Source organism: Bacillus sp. JNUCC-22, assembly GCF_018861275.1.
Lineage (GTDB): Bacteria > Bacillota > Bacilli > Bacillales > Bacillaceae > Bacillus > Bacillus velezensis.
In genome coordinates this window covers 3,302,581-3,319,129 of record NZ_CP076408.1, presented here as the reverse complement: position 1 = coordinate 3,319,129, position 16,549 = coordinate 3,302,581, and the positions used below count along the sequence as shown (strand labels likewise).

Annotated in this window: 17 protein-coding genes; 14 read left to right on the top strand and 3 right to left on the bottom strand. The window is 46.7% G+C overall.

Features of this window, described 5'->3' with window-relative positions; all coding sequences use genetic code 11:
• Nucleotides 1–184 precede the first annotated feature (184 nt).
• The 11 genes from JNUCC22_RS16240 (at nucleotide 185) to JNUCC22_RS16190 (ending at nucleotide 11,089) form a co-directional block, all read left to right on the top strand.
• Nucleotides 185–862 (top strand): response regulator transcription factor, encoded by a 678-nt coding sequence (locus tag JNUCC22_RS16240; protein ID WP_216061907.1) that lies wholly within the window; start codon nucleotides 185–187, stop codon nucleotides 860–862.
• Nucleotides 859–1,920, top strand: a complete 1,062-nt coding sequence (locus JNUCC22_RS16235) for a sensor histidine kinase (protein ID WP_046702214.1) — start codon at nucleotides 859–861, stop codon at nucleotides 1,918–1,920. The genes JNUCC22_RS16240 and JNUCC22_RS16235 overlap by 4 nt, the downstream gene beginning before the upstream one ends.
• Before the next feature lie 115 nt (nucleotides 1,921–2,035).
• Complete coding sequence (locus tag JNUCC22_RS16230; protein ID WP_216061906.1) at nucleotides 2,036–3,490, top strand: tetratricopeptide repeat protein; 1,455 nt, start codon at nucleotides 2,036–2,038, stop codon at nucleotides 3,488–3,490.
• Nucleotides 3,491–3,886: 396 nt separating this feature from the next.
• A complete protein-coding gene (locus JNUCC22_RS16225) occupies nucleotides 3,887–5,299 on the top strand; it encodes a peptidoglycan DL-endopeptidase CwlO (protein WP_007407424.1) in 1,413 nt (470 codons plus the stop codon).
• A gap of 206 nt (nucleotides 5,300–5,505) precedes the next feature.
• Nucleotides 5,506–6,456: a thioredoxin-disulfide reductase gene (trxB, locus tag JNUCC22_RS16220; protein ID WP_216061905.1), complete on the top strand. Its 951-nt coding sequence runs from the start codon at nucleotides 5,506–5,508 to the stop codon at nucleotides 6,454–6,456.
• A 273-nt stretch (nucleotides 6,457–6,729) separates the two neighbouring features.
• Nucleotides 6,730–7,197, top strand: coding sequence for an 8-oxo-dGTP diphosphatase (locus JNUCC22_RS16215; protein WP_029325815.1), 468 nt, complete (start codon nucleotides 6,730–6,732; stop codon nucleotides 7,195–7,197).
• A gap of 25 nt (nucleotides 7,198–7,222) precedes the next feature.
• On the top strand, nucleotides 7,223–8,110 hold the full coding sequence (rapZ, locus tag JNUCC22_RS16210; protein ID WP_007613998.1) for an RNase adapter RapZ: 888 nt from the start codon (nucleotides 7,223–7,225) through the stop codon (nucleotides 8,108–8,110).
• Nucleotides 8,107–9,060 (top strand): gluconeogenesis factor YvcK family protein, encoded by a 954-nt coding sequence (locus tag JNUCC22_RS16205; protein ID WP_007407422.1) that lies wholly within the window; start codon nucleotides 8,107–8,109, stop codon nucleotides 9,058–9,060. Before rapZ ends, JNUCC22_RS16205 begins: the two co-directional genes overlap by 4 nt.
• 26 nt (nucleotides 9,061–9,086) lie before the next feature.
• Nucleotides 9,087–10,037, top strand: a complete 951-nt coding sequence (gene whiA, locus JNUCC22_RS16200; RefSeq protein ID WP_007407421.1) for a DNA-binding protein WhiA — start codon at nucleotides 9,087–9,089, stop codon at nucleotides 10,035–10,037.
• Nucleotides 10,038–10,060: 23 nt separating this feature from the next.
• On the top strand, nucleotides 10,061–10,318 hold the full coding sequence (locus tag JNUCC22_RS16195; protein ID WP_012118534.1) for an HPr family phosphocarrier protein: 258 nt from the start codon (nucleotides 10,061–10,063) through the stop codon (nucleotides 10,316–10,318).
• A 24-nt stretch (nucleotides 10,319–10,342) separates the two neighbouring features.
• A complete protein-coding gene (locus JNUCC22_RS16190; RefSeq protein WP_007613997.1) occupies nucleotides 10,343–11,089 on the top strand; it encodes an arylamine N-acetyltransferase family protein in 747 nt (248 codons plus the stop codon).
• 60 nt (nucleotides 11,090–11,149) lie between these two features.
• Here the strand turns inward: JNUCC22_RS16190 and JNUCC22_RS16185 are convergent, their stop codons facing one another.
• Nucleotides 11,150–11,539 (bottom strand): ribonuclease, encoded by a 390-nt coding sequence (locus JNUCC22_RS16185; protein WP_223204413.1) that lies wholly within the window; start codon nucleotides 11,537–11,539, stop codon nucleotides 11,150–11,152.
• Nucleotides 11,540–11,736: 197 nt separating this feature from the next.
• Nucleotides 11,737–12,702, bottom strand: a complete 966-nt coding sequence (locus JNUCC22_RS16180; protein WP_216061904.1) for a 2-hydroxyacid dehydrogenase — start codon at nucleotides 12,700–12,702, stop codon at nucleotides 11,737–11,739.
• 388 nt (nucleotides 12,703–13,090) lie between these two features.
• Here JNUCC22_RS16180 and JNUCC22_RS16175 point away from each other — a divergent pair, with 388 nt between their 5' ends.
• Both JNUCC22_RS16175 and JNUCC22_RS16170 read left to right on the top strand, forming a co-directional pair.
• On the top strand, nucleotides 13,091–13,684 hold the full coding sequence (locus JNUCC22_RS16175) for a beta-class carbonic anhydrase (protein ID WP_087920781.1): 594 nt from the start codon (nucleotides 13,091–13,093) through the stop codon (nucleotides 13,682–13,684).
• Nucleotides 13,685–13,686: 2 nt separating this feature from the next.
• Nucleotides 13,687–15,276 carry a SulP family inorganic anion transporter gene (locus tag JNUCC22_RS16170; protein ID WP_007407416.1) on the top strand — a complete coding sequence of 530 codons (1,590 nt, stop codon included), beginning with the start codon at nucleotides 13,687–13,689 and terminating at the stop codon, nucleotides 15,274–15,276.
• Between the two features lie 44 nt (nucleotides 15,277–15,320).
• On the opposite strand, the gene JNUCC22_RS16165 is transcribed toward JNUCC22_RS16170, so the two are convergent.
• Nucleotides 15,321–15,641 (bottom strand): MazG nucleotide pyrophosphohydrolase domain-containing protein, encoded by a 321-nt coding sequence (locus JNUCC22_RS16165; RefSeq protein WP_020956393.1) that lies wholly within the window; start codon nucleotides 15,639–15,641, stop codon nucleotides 15,321–15,323.
• Nucleotides 15,642–15,756: 115 nt separating this feature from the next.
• Between JNUCC22_RS16165 and JNUCC22_RS16160 the strand changes: the two genes are divergently transcribed.
• Nucleotides 15,757–16,332, top strand: coding sequence for an LOG family protein (locus tag JNUCC22_RS16160; protein ID WP_015240657.1), 576 nt, complete (start codon nucleotides 15,757–15,759; stop codon nucleotides 16,330–16,332).
• Nucleotides 16,333–16,549: the final 217 nt, after the last annotated feature.

Sequence of the window (16,549 nt, the reverse complement as noted above, 5' to 3'; positions counted from 1 at the left end):
CAAAAGCAGCTGAAAAAGCTGCTTTTTATTTTGCAGCCGGAGTCCTGTTCTTACGGGTGTACGGTCGGTAACGATGAAGAGCCAAGCCATAAGCGTGTATGCCGGTACAGGAGACAATGAAAAAATTCGGTTTATAGACATCATGTCGATTCATGAAAAGAAAAAAGCAGAAGGAGGGATTTTCATGGCTGTCATATTGGTTGCGGATGATGACCGCCATATCCGTGAGCTTGTCCGCCTTATGATGGAGCAGAGCGGTTTTGACGTCGCAGAAGCGGAAGACGGGGAAGCGGCGGTGCGGCTGATCGAATCAGCACCTATAGATCTCATCATACTGGATGTGATGATGCCGAAAATGGACGGGTTTGAAGTCAGTGAAGCCGTCCGCAGCTTTACGGACATTCCGATTTTGATGCTGACGGCAAAAGGCGAAACGCTGGACAAAGTTCAAGGTTTTACTTCCGGAGCGGATGATTATCTCGTCAAACCGTTTGAGCCGCTTGAGCTGGAAGCAAGGGTCAAAGCATTGCTGAAACGGTACCGGATCACCGCTGAAAAACTGCTGACCATCGGAACGGTCACATTAGATAAGCAATCCCGCACTGTAACGCGCGGCGGCGGAGCGGGATTGACATTGCCCCGGCGGGAATTTGAGCTTTTATTTAAGCTCGCCGGTTATCCGAATAAGACGTTTTCAAGAGAACAATTAATAGAAGATATTTGGGGCTTTGATTATGAAGGTGACGAGCGTACCGTTGATGTGCATATTAAAAGGCTGAGAGAACGGTTTCCGGAAAAAGACTATCCGTTTGCCATCCATACGGTGCGGGGGCTCGGGTATCAGTTTGTGGTGACAGGATGAAACGGATCTTCAGAACGGCTGGAAAAATCATCATCCTTCTCACCGTCACCGCATTCTTATGGCTGGCGGCTCACCTGATCGTTCAGGGTTTCGGTCTCATATGGCCGATTTTGCTTGTTCCGTACGCCGAGCAGATTCTGACGCTTTGGCTTGTTTTCGGCCTGCTGTTTGTAACGATGTTTATTTTTTCAAAGTCAGCACGTGAAAGACATCATGCGATCTGGGATTCGCTGACCGCCACGATCAAGCAAATGTCGAGCGGCAACTTCTCAGCGGCCGCTTCCCGGAAAATGGAGAAGATTGAGCGGAACCACCCTGTGACGAAATTGGCTGATGAACTGTCGACACTCGCCGCGGAACTGAGTGAAATGGAAAAATTGAAACAAGAATTTATTTCGAACGTTTCCCATGAAATCCAAACCCCGCTCACTTCATTAAAGGGCTACGCGCATCTCCTGAAAAAACCGGATTTATCATATGAGGAGCGGGGGCGCTACTTACACATCATCGAGACAGAAACAGAACGATTATCAAAAATCAGTGAAAATCTGCTGAAGCTCACTGCGCTCGAACGCCAAACCGAACCGATACAAAAAAAACCGTTCCGCATTGACAAACAGCTGCGGCGCACCATATTGACCTGTGAGCCTGAGTGGTCAGCCAAACAGATTGAGTTTCTCATTGATTTACAGGAGTCGTATGTGTACGGAGATGAAGCGCTGCTCAGCCAAGTATGGATGAATCTGATTCACAATGCCGTAAAATTTACCGGTGAAGGCGGCCGCATTTCCGTTAAAATTGCAGATCTGCCGGGAGCGGCGGCTGTCGAAATCGCCGACGACGGAATCGGAATGGAGCCTGAACAGGCGGAGCGTGTATTTGAACGGTTTTATAAAGCGGATAAGGCGAGAAACGAAGGAGGAAGCGGGCTCGGCCTGTCCATCGCCCAAAAAATCGCAGAGCTGCACGGCGGTTCGATAGAGGTGGAGAGCAAGCGCGGCGAAGGAACCCTTTTCCGTGTCATTCTTCCAGCCGAGCCTCGTGAAAAAAACAGCTAAAATCTGGTCGAACCAGCCAGTAAAAAACGAAGCCGATCCTGTCTTTTGAACTATTGAGGTGAAACCGTTTTATGGTATACTACTGACGGTAATACGTATAAAACGGAGGATATTTGTGGGAAAACACACTTCTGAACAGAAAAAGCACGCGCAAATTGTCCAGCTGCTTCAGGATGGACAATATTTTTTTCATAAAGGCTTAAAAGCATATAAAGAGCGGAATTTAAAGCGGGCCAGCAAACTGATTCAGCGGGCCGTCCACCTCGAGCCGAATGATTCCGAAATGCTGTCCCGGCTGGCCGTCATTTATTCTGAAATGGGCCACTACCAGCAGTCAAATGAGCTGTTCGACTTTATTTTGGTGAACCTGAAAGAAGAAATGCCCGAGTGTCATTATTTTAAAGCGAATAATTTCGCGCATTTGGGGCTCTTTCAGGAAGCATACAAAGAAGCAGCGGCTTATTCAGATGCCGAACCGGACGGGGAATTCAGCGAAGAGATTGAAAATCTGATGGAGCTTTTGGATTTCGGTGAAGCTGGTGAAGACGAATCGCTCTATGACCAGGATGAGCTGCTGATCAGGCAGGACCGGGCAAAAACGCTTCTTGAGAGCGGCCAGCTTCATGAAGCGGTTGTCATGCTTGAAGAGATTACGGCCGATTACCCCGAGCTTTGGTCTGCATACAACAACCTGGCGCTCGCCTACTTTTACTCAGGCAATGTCACAAAAGCGAAACAAACGGTATTCGAAGTGCTTGAGAAAAATGAAGGTAATCTCCATGCCATGTGCAACCTCCTTGTATTCTGCTATTACGAGAGGGAAGATGAAAAAGTCGGAGAATTGAGCGGAAAACTCGCCAACGTGTATCCGATTTTATTCGAACAGCGCTATAAGCTGGGGGCGACGCTAGCGCTTGTCGGCCGACATGATCTCGGTTATAAATGGCTCCGTTCTCTTTACAAAAGCGGGTTCGAAGGCGACGACACGTTTTATTACTGGCTTGCCGCCTCAGCCTACGGGACAGGCCGCACAGAATTTGCGGAAACCATTTGGAAAAAGGCCGAAGCCGAATTTCCCGAATCAGACCGGCCCGCGCCTTGGGCGGAGCGGCAGGAACCGCTGCCTGCTTCACTTGAACAGCGGCTTGCCGCCTATTATATCAGCAGCGCTGAAGGAGAGCGGGACCAGCTTGAAAAAGTTCTGACGGCAAAACGCGCCGTTTCACCGTTTGAACAAGATTTCGTCAGACTGCTGCTTTCCGGTGAAAAAGGTGCTTCAGGCGTCTCCGGTGATGCGGTGTTCACGTATCGGACGGTCAAGCTTCTGGAGAAAGCGGAAGCCGACAGTTTAAAAACTGACGTCATGAGCTGCTGGGTTTTTCACGTCATTCAGCACATCCGCGCCGCCGCTGCCGTACAGAATGAGCGGGCATGGGCCGCAGCCATCGCATATGTATGGAAAGAAGCAAACGGCGAAAAAACGACGAAAAAAGAAACGGCCGCCGTTTACGGTATAACGCCGGCAACCCTTTCGAAATACATCAGACAAATAGACGATATATTAGAATAAAACCGATTCTTTCTATATAAAGAGTCGGTTCTTTTTTTATCAGAAAGGGGCAAAACAGAACTTTACCGCCGAAAAAAGAGGTATTCATACGTATTTTTTTGCTTTTCGAATCGAAATCAGGCCGTAATCACCGTTTATTTTGCAAAATATGAGATTTGCAATCACATTGAAATATAACTGTAATAAAAATTGTCGAAACATGATGGTATAATGAGTCTCGTACATAAGAGATTAGTTTATTTTACATGTGCTGTATAATCTATACCAATTTAAAAGATTTAAAGATTCATACATAAAAATCATCAGCCTCACGGATTTGTGAGGGAGCGTAACTTTGATGTTCATAATAGAATTCCAAATGAGAACAGGTTTAAAGTAAAAGGGAGGAAAGAAAAAGTGAAAAAGAGTTTATTAACACTTGGTTTGGCTTCCGTCATCGGGACAAGCAGTTTTTTGATCCCGTTTACAAAAACTGCATCGGCGGAAACATTAGACAGCAAAAAAGCAAAAATCGAAAGCAAGCAATCTGAGGTGGCTTCAAGCCTTGAAGCAAAAGAAAGAGAATTGTCTAAGCTTCAGGACAAGCAGGCTAAGATTGAAAAAGAACTGAAAGACATTAACGCTAAAGCGTTGGATACAAGCAATAAAATCGAAGATAAAAAAGCTGAAAACGAAAAAACGAAAAAGCAGATCGCTGATTTGAAAAAAGAAATCAAAGAAACAGAAGCGCGTATTGAAAAACGCAATGAAATCCTGAAAAAACGCGTTCGTTCTTTACAGGAAAACGGCGGTTCTCAGGGATACATAGATGTTCTTTTAGGGGCGACAAGCTTCGGAGACTTCATTTCCCGTGCGACTGCGGTATCTTCTATCGTTGATGCGGATAAAGAGCTGATCAAACAGCAGGAGCAGGATAAAGCGAAACTCGAAGACGCAGAAGCTGAACTTAACGTGAAGCTGAAAAAAGTTCAAGATGATCTTGCGAAACTCGAGTCTATGCAAAAAGACCTGAACAAACAGCTTGATCAGAAAGACAAGCTTTTCGACGAAGCGAAAAACGGTCAGAAAAAAGCGGCTTCCGCTATCTCTGATCTGAAAAAAGAAGCATCAAAGCTTGCAAACGAAAAAGCTGACACTGAAAAAGAACAGAAGCGGATTAAAGCTGAGCAGGCTGCAGCGGCTGCCCTGATCAAAAAACAGGAAGAAGCACAAAAAGCTTCTGAAGACCAAAACCAAAAAGATGACAGCCAGCCGGCACCGGCGGTAAAAACTGTGAAAAAAGCGGCAGTTTCAACATCATCTGATTCATCTGACAGCTCAAGTAAACCGAAGAGCACTTCAGGCGGATCATCTCATAACAGCGGCGGTTCAGATGATTCTGACGGCGGATCTGTTATTTCAAATTCAGGCGGTATTGAAGGCGCCATCAGCGTAGGATCAAGCCTTGTGGGTCAATCCCCTTACAAATTCGGCGGCGGACGCACTCAATCTGACATTAACAACCGTATTTTTGACTGCTCTTCATTCGTACGCTGGGCTTATGCTAACGCAGGCGTTAACCTCGGACCTGCAAGCGGCACAAACACAGATACATTAATCGGAAGAGGTAAAGCAGTAAGCGCGTCTGACATGAAACGCGGAGACTTAGTATTCTTCAATACGTATAAAACAAACGGCCACGTCGGCATCTACTTAGGTAACGGAACGTTCCTGAACGATAATACATCACACGGTGTATCCATTGATTCTATGAGCAACCCTTACTGGAAGAAAGCATTCAACGGCAATGTAAGACGTGTCGTGCAATAATGAATAAGACAAGGGCCTTCTATCCCGGAAGGCTCTTTCTTTATTTGTATACCCGATCAGGAGCTGCCTAATCACGGTTTTTCAGAAAAATGAGCAAAAAAATAGCGAATTGCCCTCAGATTTAATAGGATATGGGTAAGGAATACGATTGATGGGGATTCTTAGTCATATAGGGTGCGCCCCATTTCGAAAAGGAGTGAATCATGGTGTCAGAAGAAAAAATTTATGATGTGATCATTATCGGCGCGGGTCCGGCGGGGATGACCGCTGCTGTTTACACATCACGAGCGAACTTATCCACATTAATGATCGAAAGAGGAATTCCGGGCGGCCAGATGGCCAACACGGAGGATGTTGAAAACTATCCGGGTTTTGAAAGCATTCTCGGCCCTGAACTTTCTAATAAAATGTTTGAACATGCGAAAAAATTCGGTGCGGAATATGCGTACGGCGATATTAAAGAAATCGTTGACGGCAAAGAATATAAAACGGTCAAAGCCGGTTCAAAAGAATATAAAGCGCGCGCCATCGTCATTTCTGCCGGAGCGGAATACAAAAAGATCGGCGTTCCCGGCGAAAAAGAACTGGGCGGCCGCGGCGTATCGTACTGCGCGGTTTGTGACGGCGCGTTCTTTAAAAATAAAGAGCTTGTCGTTGTCGGCGGCGGAGACTCCGCCGTTGAAGAAGGCGTCTATCTGACACGCTTCGCTTCAAAAGTCACCATCGTTCACAGACGTGACAAATTGCGTGCGCAAAGCATTCTTCAGGCGCGTGCCTTTGACAATGAGAAAATTGACTTCAAATGGAACAAAACCGTAAAAGAAATCCATGAGGAAAACGGAAAAGTCGGCAGACTTACTCTTGTGGATACCGTGACGGGAGAAGAGGAAGAATTCAAAGCTGACGGCGTCTTTATTTATATCGGTATGCTTCCGCTTTCTAAACCGTTCGAAAACTTGGGCATCACAAATGAAGAAGGCTACATTGAAACAAACGCCCAAATGGAAACAAAAATTCCAGGCATTTTCGCCGCGGGAGACATCCGTGAAAAAACGCTCCGCCAGATCGTAACGGCGACAGGCGACGGAAGTATCGCGGCTCAAAGCGTTCAGCATTATGTGGAAGAGCTTGAGGAAACGCTCAAAACCGTTAAATAATCACTGTAATGTTCAGTTTTTGAATCGTTACTGTGTTTTAATTACGCTGTAACACGGGTGAAATACTGATGTTTTAAGATGAATGTAGTAATTGACCCCCTTTTTAATGAATACACTTTGGCACGGATTTCAGTATCCGTGCCCTTTTTTTGCGATTTTCTGTTTTCTGTCAAATAAAAGAAAAGGATGTCGGTGTCTCTGCATTGTGAGAGACATGCCGAAACGGTATAATGAAGAGACGATGATTTGTTGAGAAGGTTAGGTGACGTACTTGTGCAAAGAGTGACAAATTGTGTGCTGCAGACAGATGATCAGGTTCTCCTTCTCCAAAAGCCGAGACGGGGCTGGTGGGTCGCGCCCGGCGGGAAGATGGAAAGCGGCGAATCCGTCAGAGATTCCGTCATCAGAGAGTACAGAGAAGAGACGGGCATTTATATACTAAATCCGCAGTTAAAAGGCGTATTTACCTTTATTATTAAGGAACAGGAACAAATCGTGTCAGAGTGGATGATGTTTACTTTCGTCGCCGACTCCTACACGGGGCGGAATGTCGCTGAATCAGAGGAAGGCGTTCTGAAGTGGCATGACGTAAAAGATATCCACAGCCTTCCGATGGCCCCCGGAGACGGGCATATCCTTGATTTTATGATCAAGGGCCAAGGGCTTTTGCACGGCACCTTTACGTATACGCCGGACTTCGAGCTGCTCAGCTATCGTTTAGATCCGCAGTTTATTAAATAAAAGAAAGACCGCAGGGGGGAGAAAGATGAGTATGAATGAAAACCATGATATTCAGCTCGTCATCATTACGGGAATGTCTGGAGCGGGGAAAACCGTCGCCATTCAAAGCTTTGAGGATCTCGGCTATTTTTGCGTCGACAATCTGCCGCCTTCCTTGCTGCCGAAATTTTTGGAGCTGATGAAAGAATCAAGTTCAAAAATGAGCAAGGTCGCGCTTGTCATGGATCTGCGGGGACGTGAATTTTTTGACAGGCTGATTGAGGCGCTGGATGAAATGGCGGAAAATCCGTGGATTACACCGCGCATTCTCTTTTTAGACGCTAAGGATTCCATCCTTGTGACGAGATACAAAGAAACGAGGCGTTCTCACCCGCTGGCCGCTACCGGGCTTCCTCTCGAAGGAATCGCGCTGGAACGCCAGCTGCTTGAAGAATTGAAAGGGCGCTCTCAGCTGATCTATGACACATCGGATATGAAACCGCGTGATCTGCGTGAAAAAATCGTGGCGCATTTCGCCACGAACCAAGGTGAAACATTTACAGTGAACGTAATGTCATTCGGGTTCAAATACGGGCTTCCGATAGATGCCGACCTCGTGTTTGATGTAAGGTTTCTGCCGAATCCGTTCTACATTGAAAGCATGAGGCCGCTTACGGGGAAAGATGAGGAAGTGTCATCCTATGTGATGAAGTGGAACGAAACACAAAAGTTTATTGAAAAGCTTGTTGATCTGCTCGGCTTTATGCTTCCGTCTTATAAGCGGGAAGGTAAAAGCCAGCTTGTCATCGCGATCGGCTGTACGGGCGGTCAGCACCGCTCCGTCACGCTCGCTGAGTATTTGGCTGACTATTTTAAAAAAGATTACTATACTCATGTCACTCACCGGGACATTGAAAAGAGAAGCCGGAAATGAATAAGAAGCCGAAAATCGCAATCTTCGGCGGCGGAACGGGTCTGTCCGTGCTGCTTCGGGGGTTAAAGCATAAGCCCGTTGATATTACGGCGATTGTGACAGTTGCTGATGACGGCGGAAGTTCAGGCCGTCTGCGGGATGAACTTCAAATTCCGCCGCCGGGTGACATTCGTAACGTACTGGCCGCTTTGTCAGATGTTGAGCCGCTCGTTGAAAATCTGTTTCAGCACCGTTTCAACAAAGGAAGCGACTTAACCGGACATTCGCTCGGCAATTTGATTTTGGCAGCGATGACAAATATAACCGGTGATTTCTTTCACGCTGTCACCGAAATGAGCAAGGTGCTGAATGTCCGCGGCAGAGTGCTGCCGGCTGCCAACACCAGTGTCGTTCTTCACGCTGAAATGGAGGACGGGCAGGTCGTCTCCGGAGAATCGACAATCCCTTCTTACGGCCAGCGGATTAAACGGGTGTTTCTTACGCCTGAAAAAATTGATCCGCTCCCGGAAACGATTGACGTCATCCGTCAGGCCGATTTAATCATTATCGGTCCGGGAAGCCTGTACACAAGCATTCTTCCGAATCTGCTCGTACCGAAAATCGGAGAGGAAGTCGTCAAGGCTGCGGCCAAAAAAGTATATATATGCAACGTCATGACACAGCCCGGCGAGACGCTTCAATACAGTGCGGCCGACCATGTCAAGGCGCTGAACGATCATATGGAGCAGCCGTTTATCGACACGATCTTAATCAACAATGAGGAGATCCCTGACGAAATCAAAAGCAAATATGCGAAAGAGCTGGCCCGGCCCGTCGACTTCAATGTTGAAAAGCTGAAATCCATGGGGCTTGAGGTCATCAGGGATCAGATTATCACGTATAAAAATGGCGTAATCCGTCACGATACACATAAAGTGGCTTCTCTTCTTGTCGATTTATTAAGGGACTAGAGGCCTTTTGAAATGAGGTGGCTAATATGTCATTTGCATCGGAAACAAAAAAAGAACTGACGAATCTGGAAGTGAAGGACTGCTGCGCCAAGGCGGAGCTGTCCGCGCTGATTCGGATGAACGGTTCCCTGTCATTTTCAAACCGCCATCTCGTGCTTGACGTTCAAACCGAAAATGCGGCGATTGCCCGCCGCATTTATACATTGCTGAAGAAACAATATGATGTATCGGTCGAACTGTTAGTCAGAAAAAAAATGCGGCTGAAAAAAAACAATGTTTATATTGTGCGATTTTCTGAAAATGCAAAGCTGATTTTAGAGGAATTGAAAATCCTCGGAGAGAACTTTGTATTTGAACGGAATATTTCTGAGGAACTGGTGGCGAAACGCTGCTGCAAACGTTCTTATATGAGAGGGGCGTTTTTGGCGGGGGGATCTGTGAATAATCCCGAAACCTCGTCGTACCACTTGGAAATCTTCTCGCTTTATAAGGAACATAACGATTCATTATGCGCGCTGCTGAATGAATTTCATCTGAACAGCAAAACGCTTGAACGGAAAAAAGGCTATATTACGTATTTAAAAGAGGCGGAAAAAATTACTGAATTTCTGAATGTCATCGGCGCTCACAATTCACTGCTGCGTTTTGAAGATGTGCGGATTGTCAGAGATATGAGAAACTCAGTGAACCGCCTCGTCAATTGTGAAACAGCAAACTTAAACAAAACCATCGGGGCGTCGCTCAGACAGGTGGAAAATATTAAATACATTGATGAACGGATCGGTCTTGAAGCGCTGCCGGAAAAGCTTCGCGAAATTGCGCAGCTGCGGATTGATTATCAGGAGGTCACGCTGAAAGAACTGGGGGAAATGGTTGCAAGCGGGAAAATCAGCAAATCCGGCATCAATCACAGGCTGAGAAAGCTCGATGAAATCGCAGAACAGCTGCGTACAGGACAAAGCATCACTTTGAAATAACCGTACAGAAAAGGGGAGATCTTATGGTTCAGGAGAAAGTGGAAGTGCGTTTAAAGACGGGATTGCAGGCGCGCCCCGCTGCATTGTTTGTACAGGAGGCAAATCGTTTTGCATCAGATGTGTTTCTTGAGAAAAACGGCAAGAAAGTGAATGCCAAAAGCATTATGGGATTAATGAGTCTGGCGGTCAGCACGGGGACGGAAGTCACTCTGATCGCTGAAGGCGACGATGAAAAGGAAGCGCTGGAAAAGTTGTCCGCTTATGTGCAGGAAGAAGTGTAAACACTTTGTAAGGGGGACGGAACGATGAATGAGTTTCTGAAAGATTGTTATCAAACGATAGGCTGGGAAAAGGATTCCCTCGATTTCAGCAACCTGCCGGAGTTTTTAAAGGCGCTCGCGTATCGGTTTCCGTTTGAAAATCGCGCGGTTTTGTCCAAAAAAGAATATGACGTCACGAAAGAAGGACTGTGGCGGCACATGGTGAAGGAACCTCATGGCGGCCTTTGTTATGACTTGAATGGACTGCTTTATTTCATCCTGAAAGATGCCGGATTTGATGTCAAATTGATCCGCGGAACGGTCTGGAAAAACGGCTGGGCGCTGCCCGGCACACATGCGGCCGTACTTCTTTCCGCCGGGGAAAATGAGTACATCGCTGATGCAGGCTTCGGCCTCAATCTCGCCATGCAGCCTGTGCCGATGTCGGGAGACGAGACGGTATCAGCGGCCGGAGCGTTCCGCGTGAAGATAGAAGAGACGGAATTCGGAACATACCTGCTTGAAATGAACAAAGGGGACGGCTGGCAGACAGGTTACGCATTTTCGCTTGAAGAAATCGATGAAAAGGACCTCAAGTCTATGAAACAAACAATCTTTGAACATGAACGCTCTCCTTTCAACAAACGCCTGCTTGCTTCTAAGCGGACACCGGAAGGGCACATGGTTCTGTCTGAACGCAATATAACAATAAAAAAACACGATGGCACGGCGGAAAACAGCAGAATAGACCGGTCAGAGTTTGAAGAAAAATTTACTGCTCATTTTATATGAAGCTCGCAGGTTCTCTGCAAAAAAAACGGCCTCCGCAGGGAAGCCGTTTTTTGTATGTGTTTATCTCATTTTTGTAAAGGTTTTATAATGATCTGTCGTCTTATAAATCAGCCAGTCGCTTGAGTAAAGAATCCGGTCTGAATTTCTGAAGCCTGATGTATAGTTAATATCCGCTTCACGCCACGTCCGTCCGCTTTTGGCAGGGAGTTTGCCTTCCCTGTTTGAGAAGATATCTCCGCCGATGCTTTTCCCCGGAGCGACGTCTGCAAGATTCCCCTTTGATGCAACCCAGCCGAGGGCCTGCGCTTCTGACTTTGTAATGTAATTATCAGGAAGCTTATGATAGGTCTGAAGATAATCCGCAACCCCGTCAAACGTGTTGATAACCTGTGCTTCAGTGTGCGCCTTGTGAGAAGATGTATCCGTCTTGGCAGCCGTGGAAAACAGCATCCCCGCCGCGGAGAACAGCACCAGCAAACAAACGGAAATCCACGATAATCGTTTTTTCAAAGCAATACCTCCCATTTTTATCATGTGAAGCTGATTCCTTTTCATTGTATCAGCATCGAGAGAAAGGAATAGAAAGAATTTAAAAATAGTACTTTTGACCTAGCGAAAAATAAGCTGAACGGCCGGGGTTTTTCATCTCATTGAAATTCCTTCGTGAGGTTTTTCGGCGTTTTTCCGTATACGGTGTCAATCATGTTTTGTGCGGCTTGCTTGAACATATTCAAGCGGATTTTTGCCGTTGCTGACCCGATATGCGGAAGCAATGTGACGTTTTCCAGCTGCAGGAGCGGATTGTCTTCGGTGATCGGCTCTTTTTCAAACACATCTAAACCGGCGCCTTTTATCCAGCCCTCCTGCAAAGCGCGGATGAGCGCTTTCTCATCAACCGTCTTTCCCCGGGAAATATTGACGAAATATGCCGTATCTTTCATCAATTTAAATTCCCGCTCTCCCATCATATGATACGTTTCGTCAGTAAGCGGCGTAATTAAAAGCACAAAGTCTGATGTTTTCAGCAGTGTATCTAAGTCGGCATATGTAACCCCGAGTTCCTTCTCAGCATCCGGTTTTCTGCTGCGGTTATAATACAGCACGTCCATATCGAAGCCGAATTTTGCCCGTTTGGCAGCTTGTTCACCGATTCTGCCCATGCCGATAATTCCCAATGTCTGATGGTGGACATCCATACCGAAAAGAGATTCTTCCTCAACGGTTCCCCATTTGCCGGCGCGGACGAATCGATCCAATTCGGCAACCCGTCTGGCGGCAGACAGGATTAATGAAAAAGCCAGATCAGCGACAGTGTCATCTAAGGTGTATGGCGTATGCGTGCCGACAACCCCGCGTCTTTTCATTTCTTCAATATTAAAATTATCATAGCCGACTGAATTATTGCTGACGACTTTCAGCTTCGGCGCGTGATCCAGTAAATCACTGTCAATCGCCGTTCCGGATGTCAGCAGTCCTTCAGCATCTTTCATTTTTTCGTACAGTTCCTCTTTTGGAATGGTATCTTCTTTCCAGATGTCATAGCGGCAATGCTCGCCTATCATTTGTTCGACTTCCGGCGGTATCGGTTTCGCGATGAATACATAGGGTTTCAACGGGCTTCTCCTCCTTTGTCTTTCTTCTCTATTTTATTATATAAGAGAAGCGGTAACGTGAGAAATATTCAAACGCATTACGATAAATTTCTGGTTCTTTTGAACTTAAAATGAAAGAAAAAGAAATGTACATGCTTGATTTCTCCAAACAATAACAGAATCCGCCTATATTTCTGAAGGCAAAATGAGCGGAACCGCTGTTTTCAAAAGCTTTATAGGTTGGTGTAAAGATAAATTTTATTATTTTTGAAAGATATAAATGAACATAATCTGAATTTACAGTCAAATTATCGTGTCTTTTGTTGAAAGCGCTTTTGAGGCCTTTTTCTGTGCTATAATTCCTTACTGTAAGCTGGGTAAGAAGGCTTGCAATACAATCGGATGGGAGATGAATAGAAAAATGGTTTCTTTATCAAGCATTTTGGAGCACAACCAGCAGTTTGTCCAAGAAAGGAAATATGAACCTTACCAAACGACAAAATTCCCGAAAAAAAAGCTTGTCATCGTATCCTGTATGGATACAAGGCTGACGGAGCTTCTGCCGCAGGCGATGGGACTCAGAAACGGCGATGCCAAAATCATAAAAAACGCGGGAGCCATTGTTTCTCACCCATTTGGAAGTGTCATGCGGAGCATTTTGGTTGCCGTTTATGAACTGCAGGCAGAGGAAGTCTGCATCATAGGTCACCGCGAGTGCGGAATGTCGGGATTAAATGCGGCTTCCATATTAAATAAAGCGAAAGAGCGCGGCGTTGAGGACAAATGTCTCAGCCTTCTGCAGCATGCGGGAGTCGATTTGGAAACATGGCTGACCGGTTTTCACAGCGTCGAAGAAAGCGTGGCCCACAGCGTGAATATGGTCAGGCATCATCCGCTCTTGCCTGAAGAGGTGCCGGTGCACGGGCTGGTGATCGACCCGGGAACGGGGACGCTGGATGTTGTCGTTGACGGTTATGAAACAGTCAAAGGAGGATGCAGCTGACGATGCAATTTACCGGCAGATATCAGGGATACAATTTGCAGAAATTTCAGAAAGACCTAATCGCGGGAATTGTGGTCGGAATTGTAGCGATTCCACTGGGAATGGCCTTTGCCATCGCTTCGGGGGTCGGTCCGGAATACGGGCTTTACACCGTTATTGTGGCCGGAATTCTGATTTCGCTGTTGGGCGGCTCTAAATATCAGATCGGCGGGCCTACGGGGGCGTTTGTTCCCATTTTATTTGCCATTGTGATGCAGTATGGTTTTGAGAATTTACTTGTAGCCGGTTTTATGGCAGGCGTCATGCTCGTCCTGTTTGGCGTATTTAAGCTCGGAAAGATTATGAAATTCGTGCCGAAGCCGGTGATCGTCGGATTTACGGCCGGAATCGCGGTGCTGATTTTCTCGGAGCAGATTGCCCATTTTCTCGGTCTGCGCGATATTCAAAAGCATGAAAGCTTTATCCTCAACATTGCAGAAATCGGAAAGAAGCTCGGAACCTTTAATTTGTACAGCATCCTCATCGCGGGAATTGCTTTGGCCATTTTGCTGTTATCAGCCAGGCTGATGCCGAAGATTCCGGGCGCGCTTGTGGCGCTGCTTGTCTCTACAGCCGCGGCGGTCGTGTTTTTTCCTGACAAAATGGCGACAATCGGTTCTGCTTACGGGGAAATCCCGCGGCAGCTTCCGGCTTTCCAGCTTCCGGATTTCTCAATCGATAACATGATAATGATGTTTCCGTCGGCTCTGATCATTGCGCTTCTCGGCGGACTTGAGTCCATATTATCGGCGATGGTCGCGGACAATATGAAAGGATCACGGCATGACAGCAATAGGGAGCTTGTCGGGCAGGGCATCGCCAATATGGCAGCGCCGCTTTTCGGCGGCATACCGGCAACGGGAGCGATTGCGCGGACCGCAACAAATATTAAAAACGGCGCAGTTTCTCCGATTTCCGGTGTTGTCCACGGAGTCACCGTCCTCCTCGTCCTGCTCGTCTTCGCCCCGCTTGCCGTTCATGTACCGCTTGCAAGCATGGCGCCGGTATTGATGGTGGTGGCTTGGAACATGAGTGAGCGGAGGGAAGTCGCCAATATGATGCGGCTGAAAAACACTGATTCATTCGTACTGGCGGCAACCTTTTTGCTGACGGTTCTGTTTGATTTAATCATCGGCGTTTCTGCCGGTCTCGTGCTCGCTTTTGTTTTCTTTATCAGAAAAATGAGCGAATCAACACGTATCAAAACACCGCATGCCGCTGTCAAATCGGTTAAAAATGATTCGTCCGTCAGCACATATTCCATTGAAGGGCCGCTGTTTTTCGGTTCAATTGATTCACTGGAAACATCGCTGCTGGAGAGGCTTCAGGAAAAGCCGAAGACGCTTATTCTGCTGATGAATAATGTACATTACATGGATACCTCCGCAGAAGCGGTGCTGGGGAATGTGATGAACCGGATCAAACGGCATAACGGGAGATTGATGATCGTCGGATTGCAATCACAGCCGAGAGAGCTCATCCGGAAGACGGGGCTGTTTCATAAAATCGGGAAACAGCATTTCTTTGAGCATCAGGACGAGATAACGGGATAAATTCAGATACGGCCTGTCCATGAAAAAGCGGACAGGCCGTGTTTTTATTCGGTTTCAAAGCGCTTGATCAGTTTTTCCTGATGGGCTTTCATCGCATCTTCTAACGTGATTCCGTACTTATCAGCAAGGATGGCCAGATTTCCGAGGACGTCACCCATTTCTTCAATCAGCTCCTGCCTGCGTTCAGCCTGGGTCGCGTCTTTTTCATCCGGCCGGTCTCTGCCGATTTCATATGCTCTTACCGCCCGGGCGAGCTCACCCGCCTCTTCCATTAAAAAACCGATTCTGATAAATGGCCCGTACGCCGTCCATCCTCGTTTTTCATAAAAATCTTTCATCCATTGTTCTGCTTCAGCCATCTGCATGTGAAACACTCCTTATGTCCTGTATGATTCTTATTGATATTATCATATAGAGATGGGACAATATATAGTGTATTTTGATTTATTGATGTACATATATAGATACGGAGATGAAAAAATGAAAACCATTTGTGTATTTGCGGGGTCAAACCCGGGGGTAAATGAAGAGTACAAACGCAAAGCGGCCGAACTGGGTGAATATATGGCGGAGCAGGGAATCGGCCTTGTTTACGGCGGTTCACGGGTCGGTCTGATGGGAACCGTCGCCGACGCGTTAATGGCAGGCGGCGGAAAAGCTGTCGGCGTCATGCCGAGCGGGCTGTTCAGCGGAGAGGTTGTTCATCAGAATCTGACGGAGCTGATTGAAGTCAGCGGCATGCATGAGCGGAAAGCGAAAATGAGTGAACTTGCCGATGGGTACATTGCCATGCCCGGCGGCTTCGGAACATATGAAGAGTTATTTGAAGTGCTATGCTGGGCGCAAATCGGCATTCATCAAAAACCGATCGGACTGTACAATGTGAACGGGTATTTTGAGCCGATGATGAAGATGGTCAAGTACAGCATTCAGGAAGGATTTTCGAATGAGTCTCATTTGAAGCTGATACACAGTTCCTCCCGGCCGGATGAGCTGATTGAGCAGATGAATCGGTATACATACCCGATTTTAGATAAGAAATGGCGGGAATTGTAAGTCAGAGGTCTGAAATATGTTTCGGCGGTTGCATCTAATCTATTCTGACGGAAAATTCTCCGCCTATAGAATACCTTTTCTTTCTGGAAATCGTTTTCTCTTTCTCATGCGTATCACACCTTTCTTCAGGATAAGACATATGTATGAGAATAAGATGAGAAAGAGAATGCTGTTGGGGTTGAAAGAAGAACATCCATTTCCTCAGAGGAGATGGATG

Excerpts from the sequence above, each read along its gene's own strand:
- JNUCC22_RS16240 (WP_216061907.1), top strand. The coding sequence starts at position 185 with ATGGCTGTCATATTGGTTGCGGATGATGACCGCCATATCCGTGAGCTT.
- JNUCC22_RS16235 (WP_046702214.1), top strand. The coding sequence starts at position 859 with ATGAAACGGATCTTCAGAACGGCTGGAAAAATCATCATCCTTCTCACC.
- rapZ (WP_007613998.1), top strand. The coding sequence starts at position 7,223 with ATGAGTATGAATGAAAACCATGATATTCAGCTCGTCATCATTACGGGA.
- JNUCC22_RS16205 (WP_007407422.1), top strand. The coding sequence starts at position 8,107 with ATGAATAAGAAGCCGAAAATCGCAATCTTCGGCGGCGGAACGGGTCTG.
- whiA (WP_007407421.1), top strand. The coding sequence starts at position 9,087 with ATGTCATTTGCATCGGAAACAAAAAAAGAACTGACGAATCTGGAAGTG.
- JNUCC22_RS16195 (WP_012118534.1), top strand. The coding sequence starts at position 10,061 with ATGGTTCAGGAGAAAGTGGAAGTGCGTTTAAAGACGGGATTGCAGGCG.
- JNUCC22_RS16190 (WP_007613997.1), top strand. The coding sequence starts at position 10,343 with ATGAATGAGTTTCTGAAAGATTGTTATCAAACGATAGGCTGGGAAAAG.
- JNUCC22_RS16185 (WP_223204413.1), bottom strand. The coding sequence starts at position 11,539 with ATGCTGTTTTCCACGGCTGCCAAGACGGATACATCTTCTCACAAGGCG.
- JNUCC22_RS16175 (WP_087920781.1), top strand. The coding sequence starts at position 13,091 with ATGAATAGAAAAATGGTTTCTTTATCAAGCATTTTGGAGCACAACCAG.
- JNUCC22_RS16170 (WP_007407416.1), top strand. The coding sequence starts at position 13,687 with ATGCAATTTACCGGCAGATATCAGGGATACAATTTGCAGAAATTTCAG.
- JNUCC22_RS16165 (WP_020956393.1), bottom strand. The coding sequence starts at position 15,641 with ATGCAGATGGCTGAAGCAGAACAATGGATGAAAGATTTTTATGAAAAA.
- JNUCC22_RS16160 (WP_015240657.1), top strand. The coding sequence starts at position 15,757 with ATGAAAACCATTTGTGTATTTGCGGGGTCAAACCCGGGGGTAAATGAA.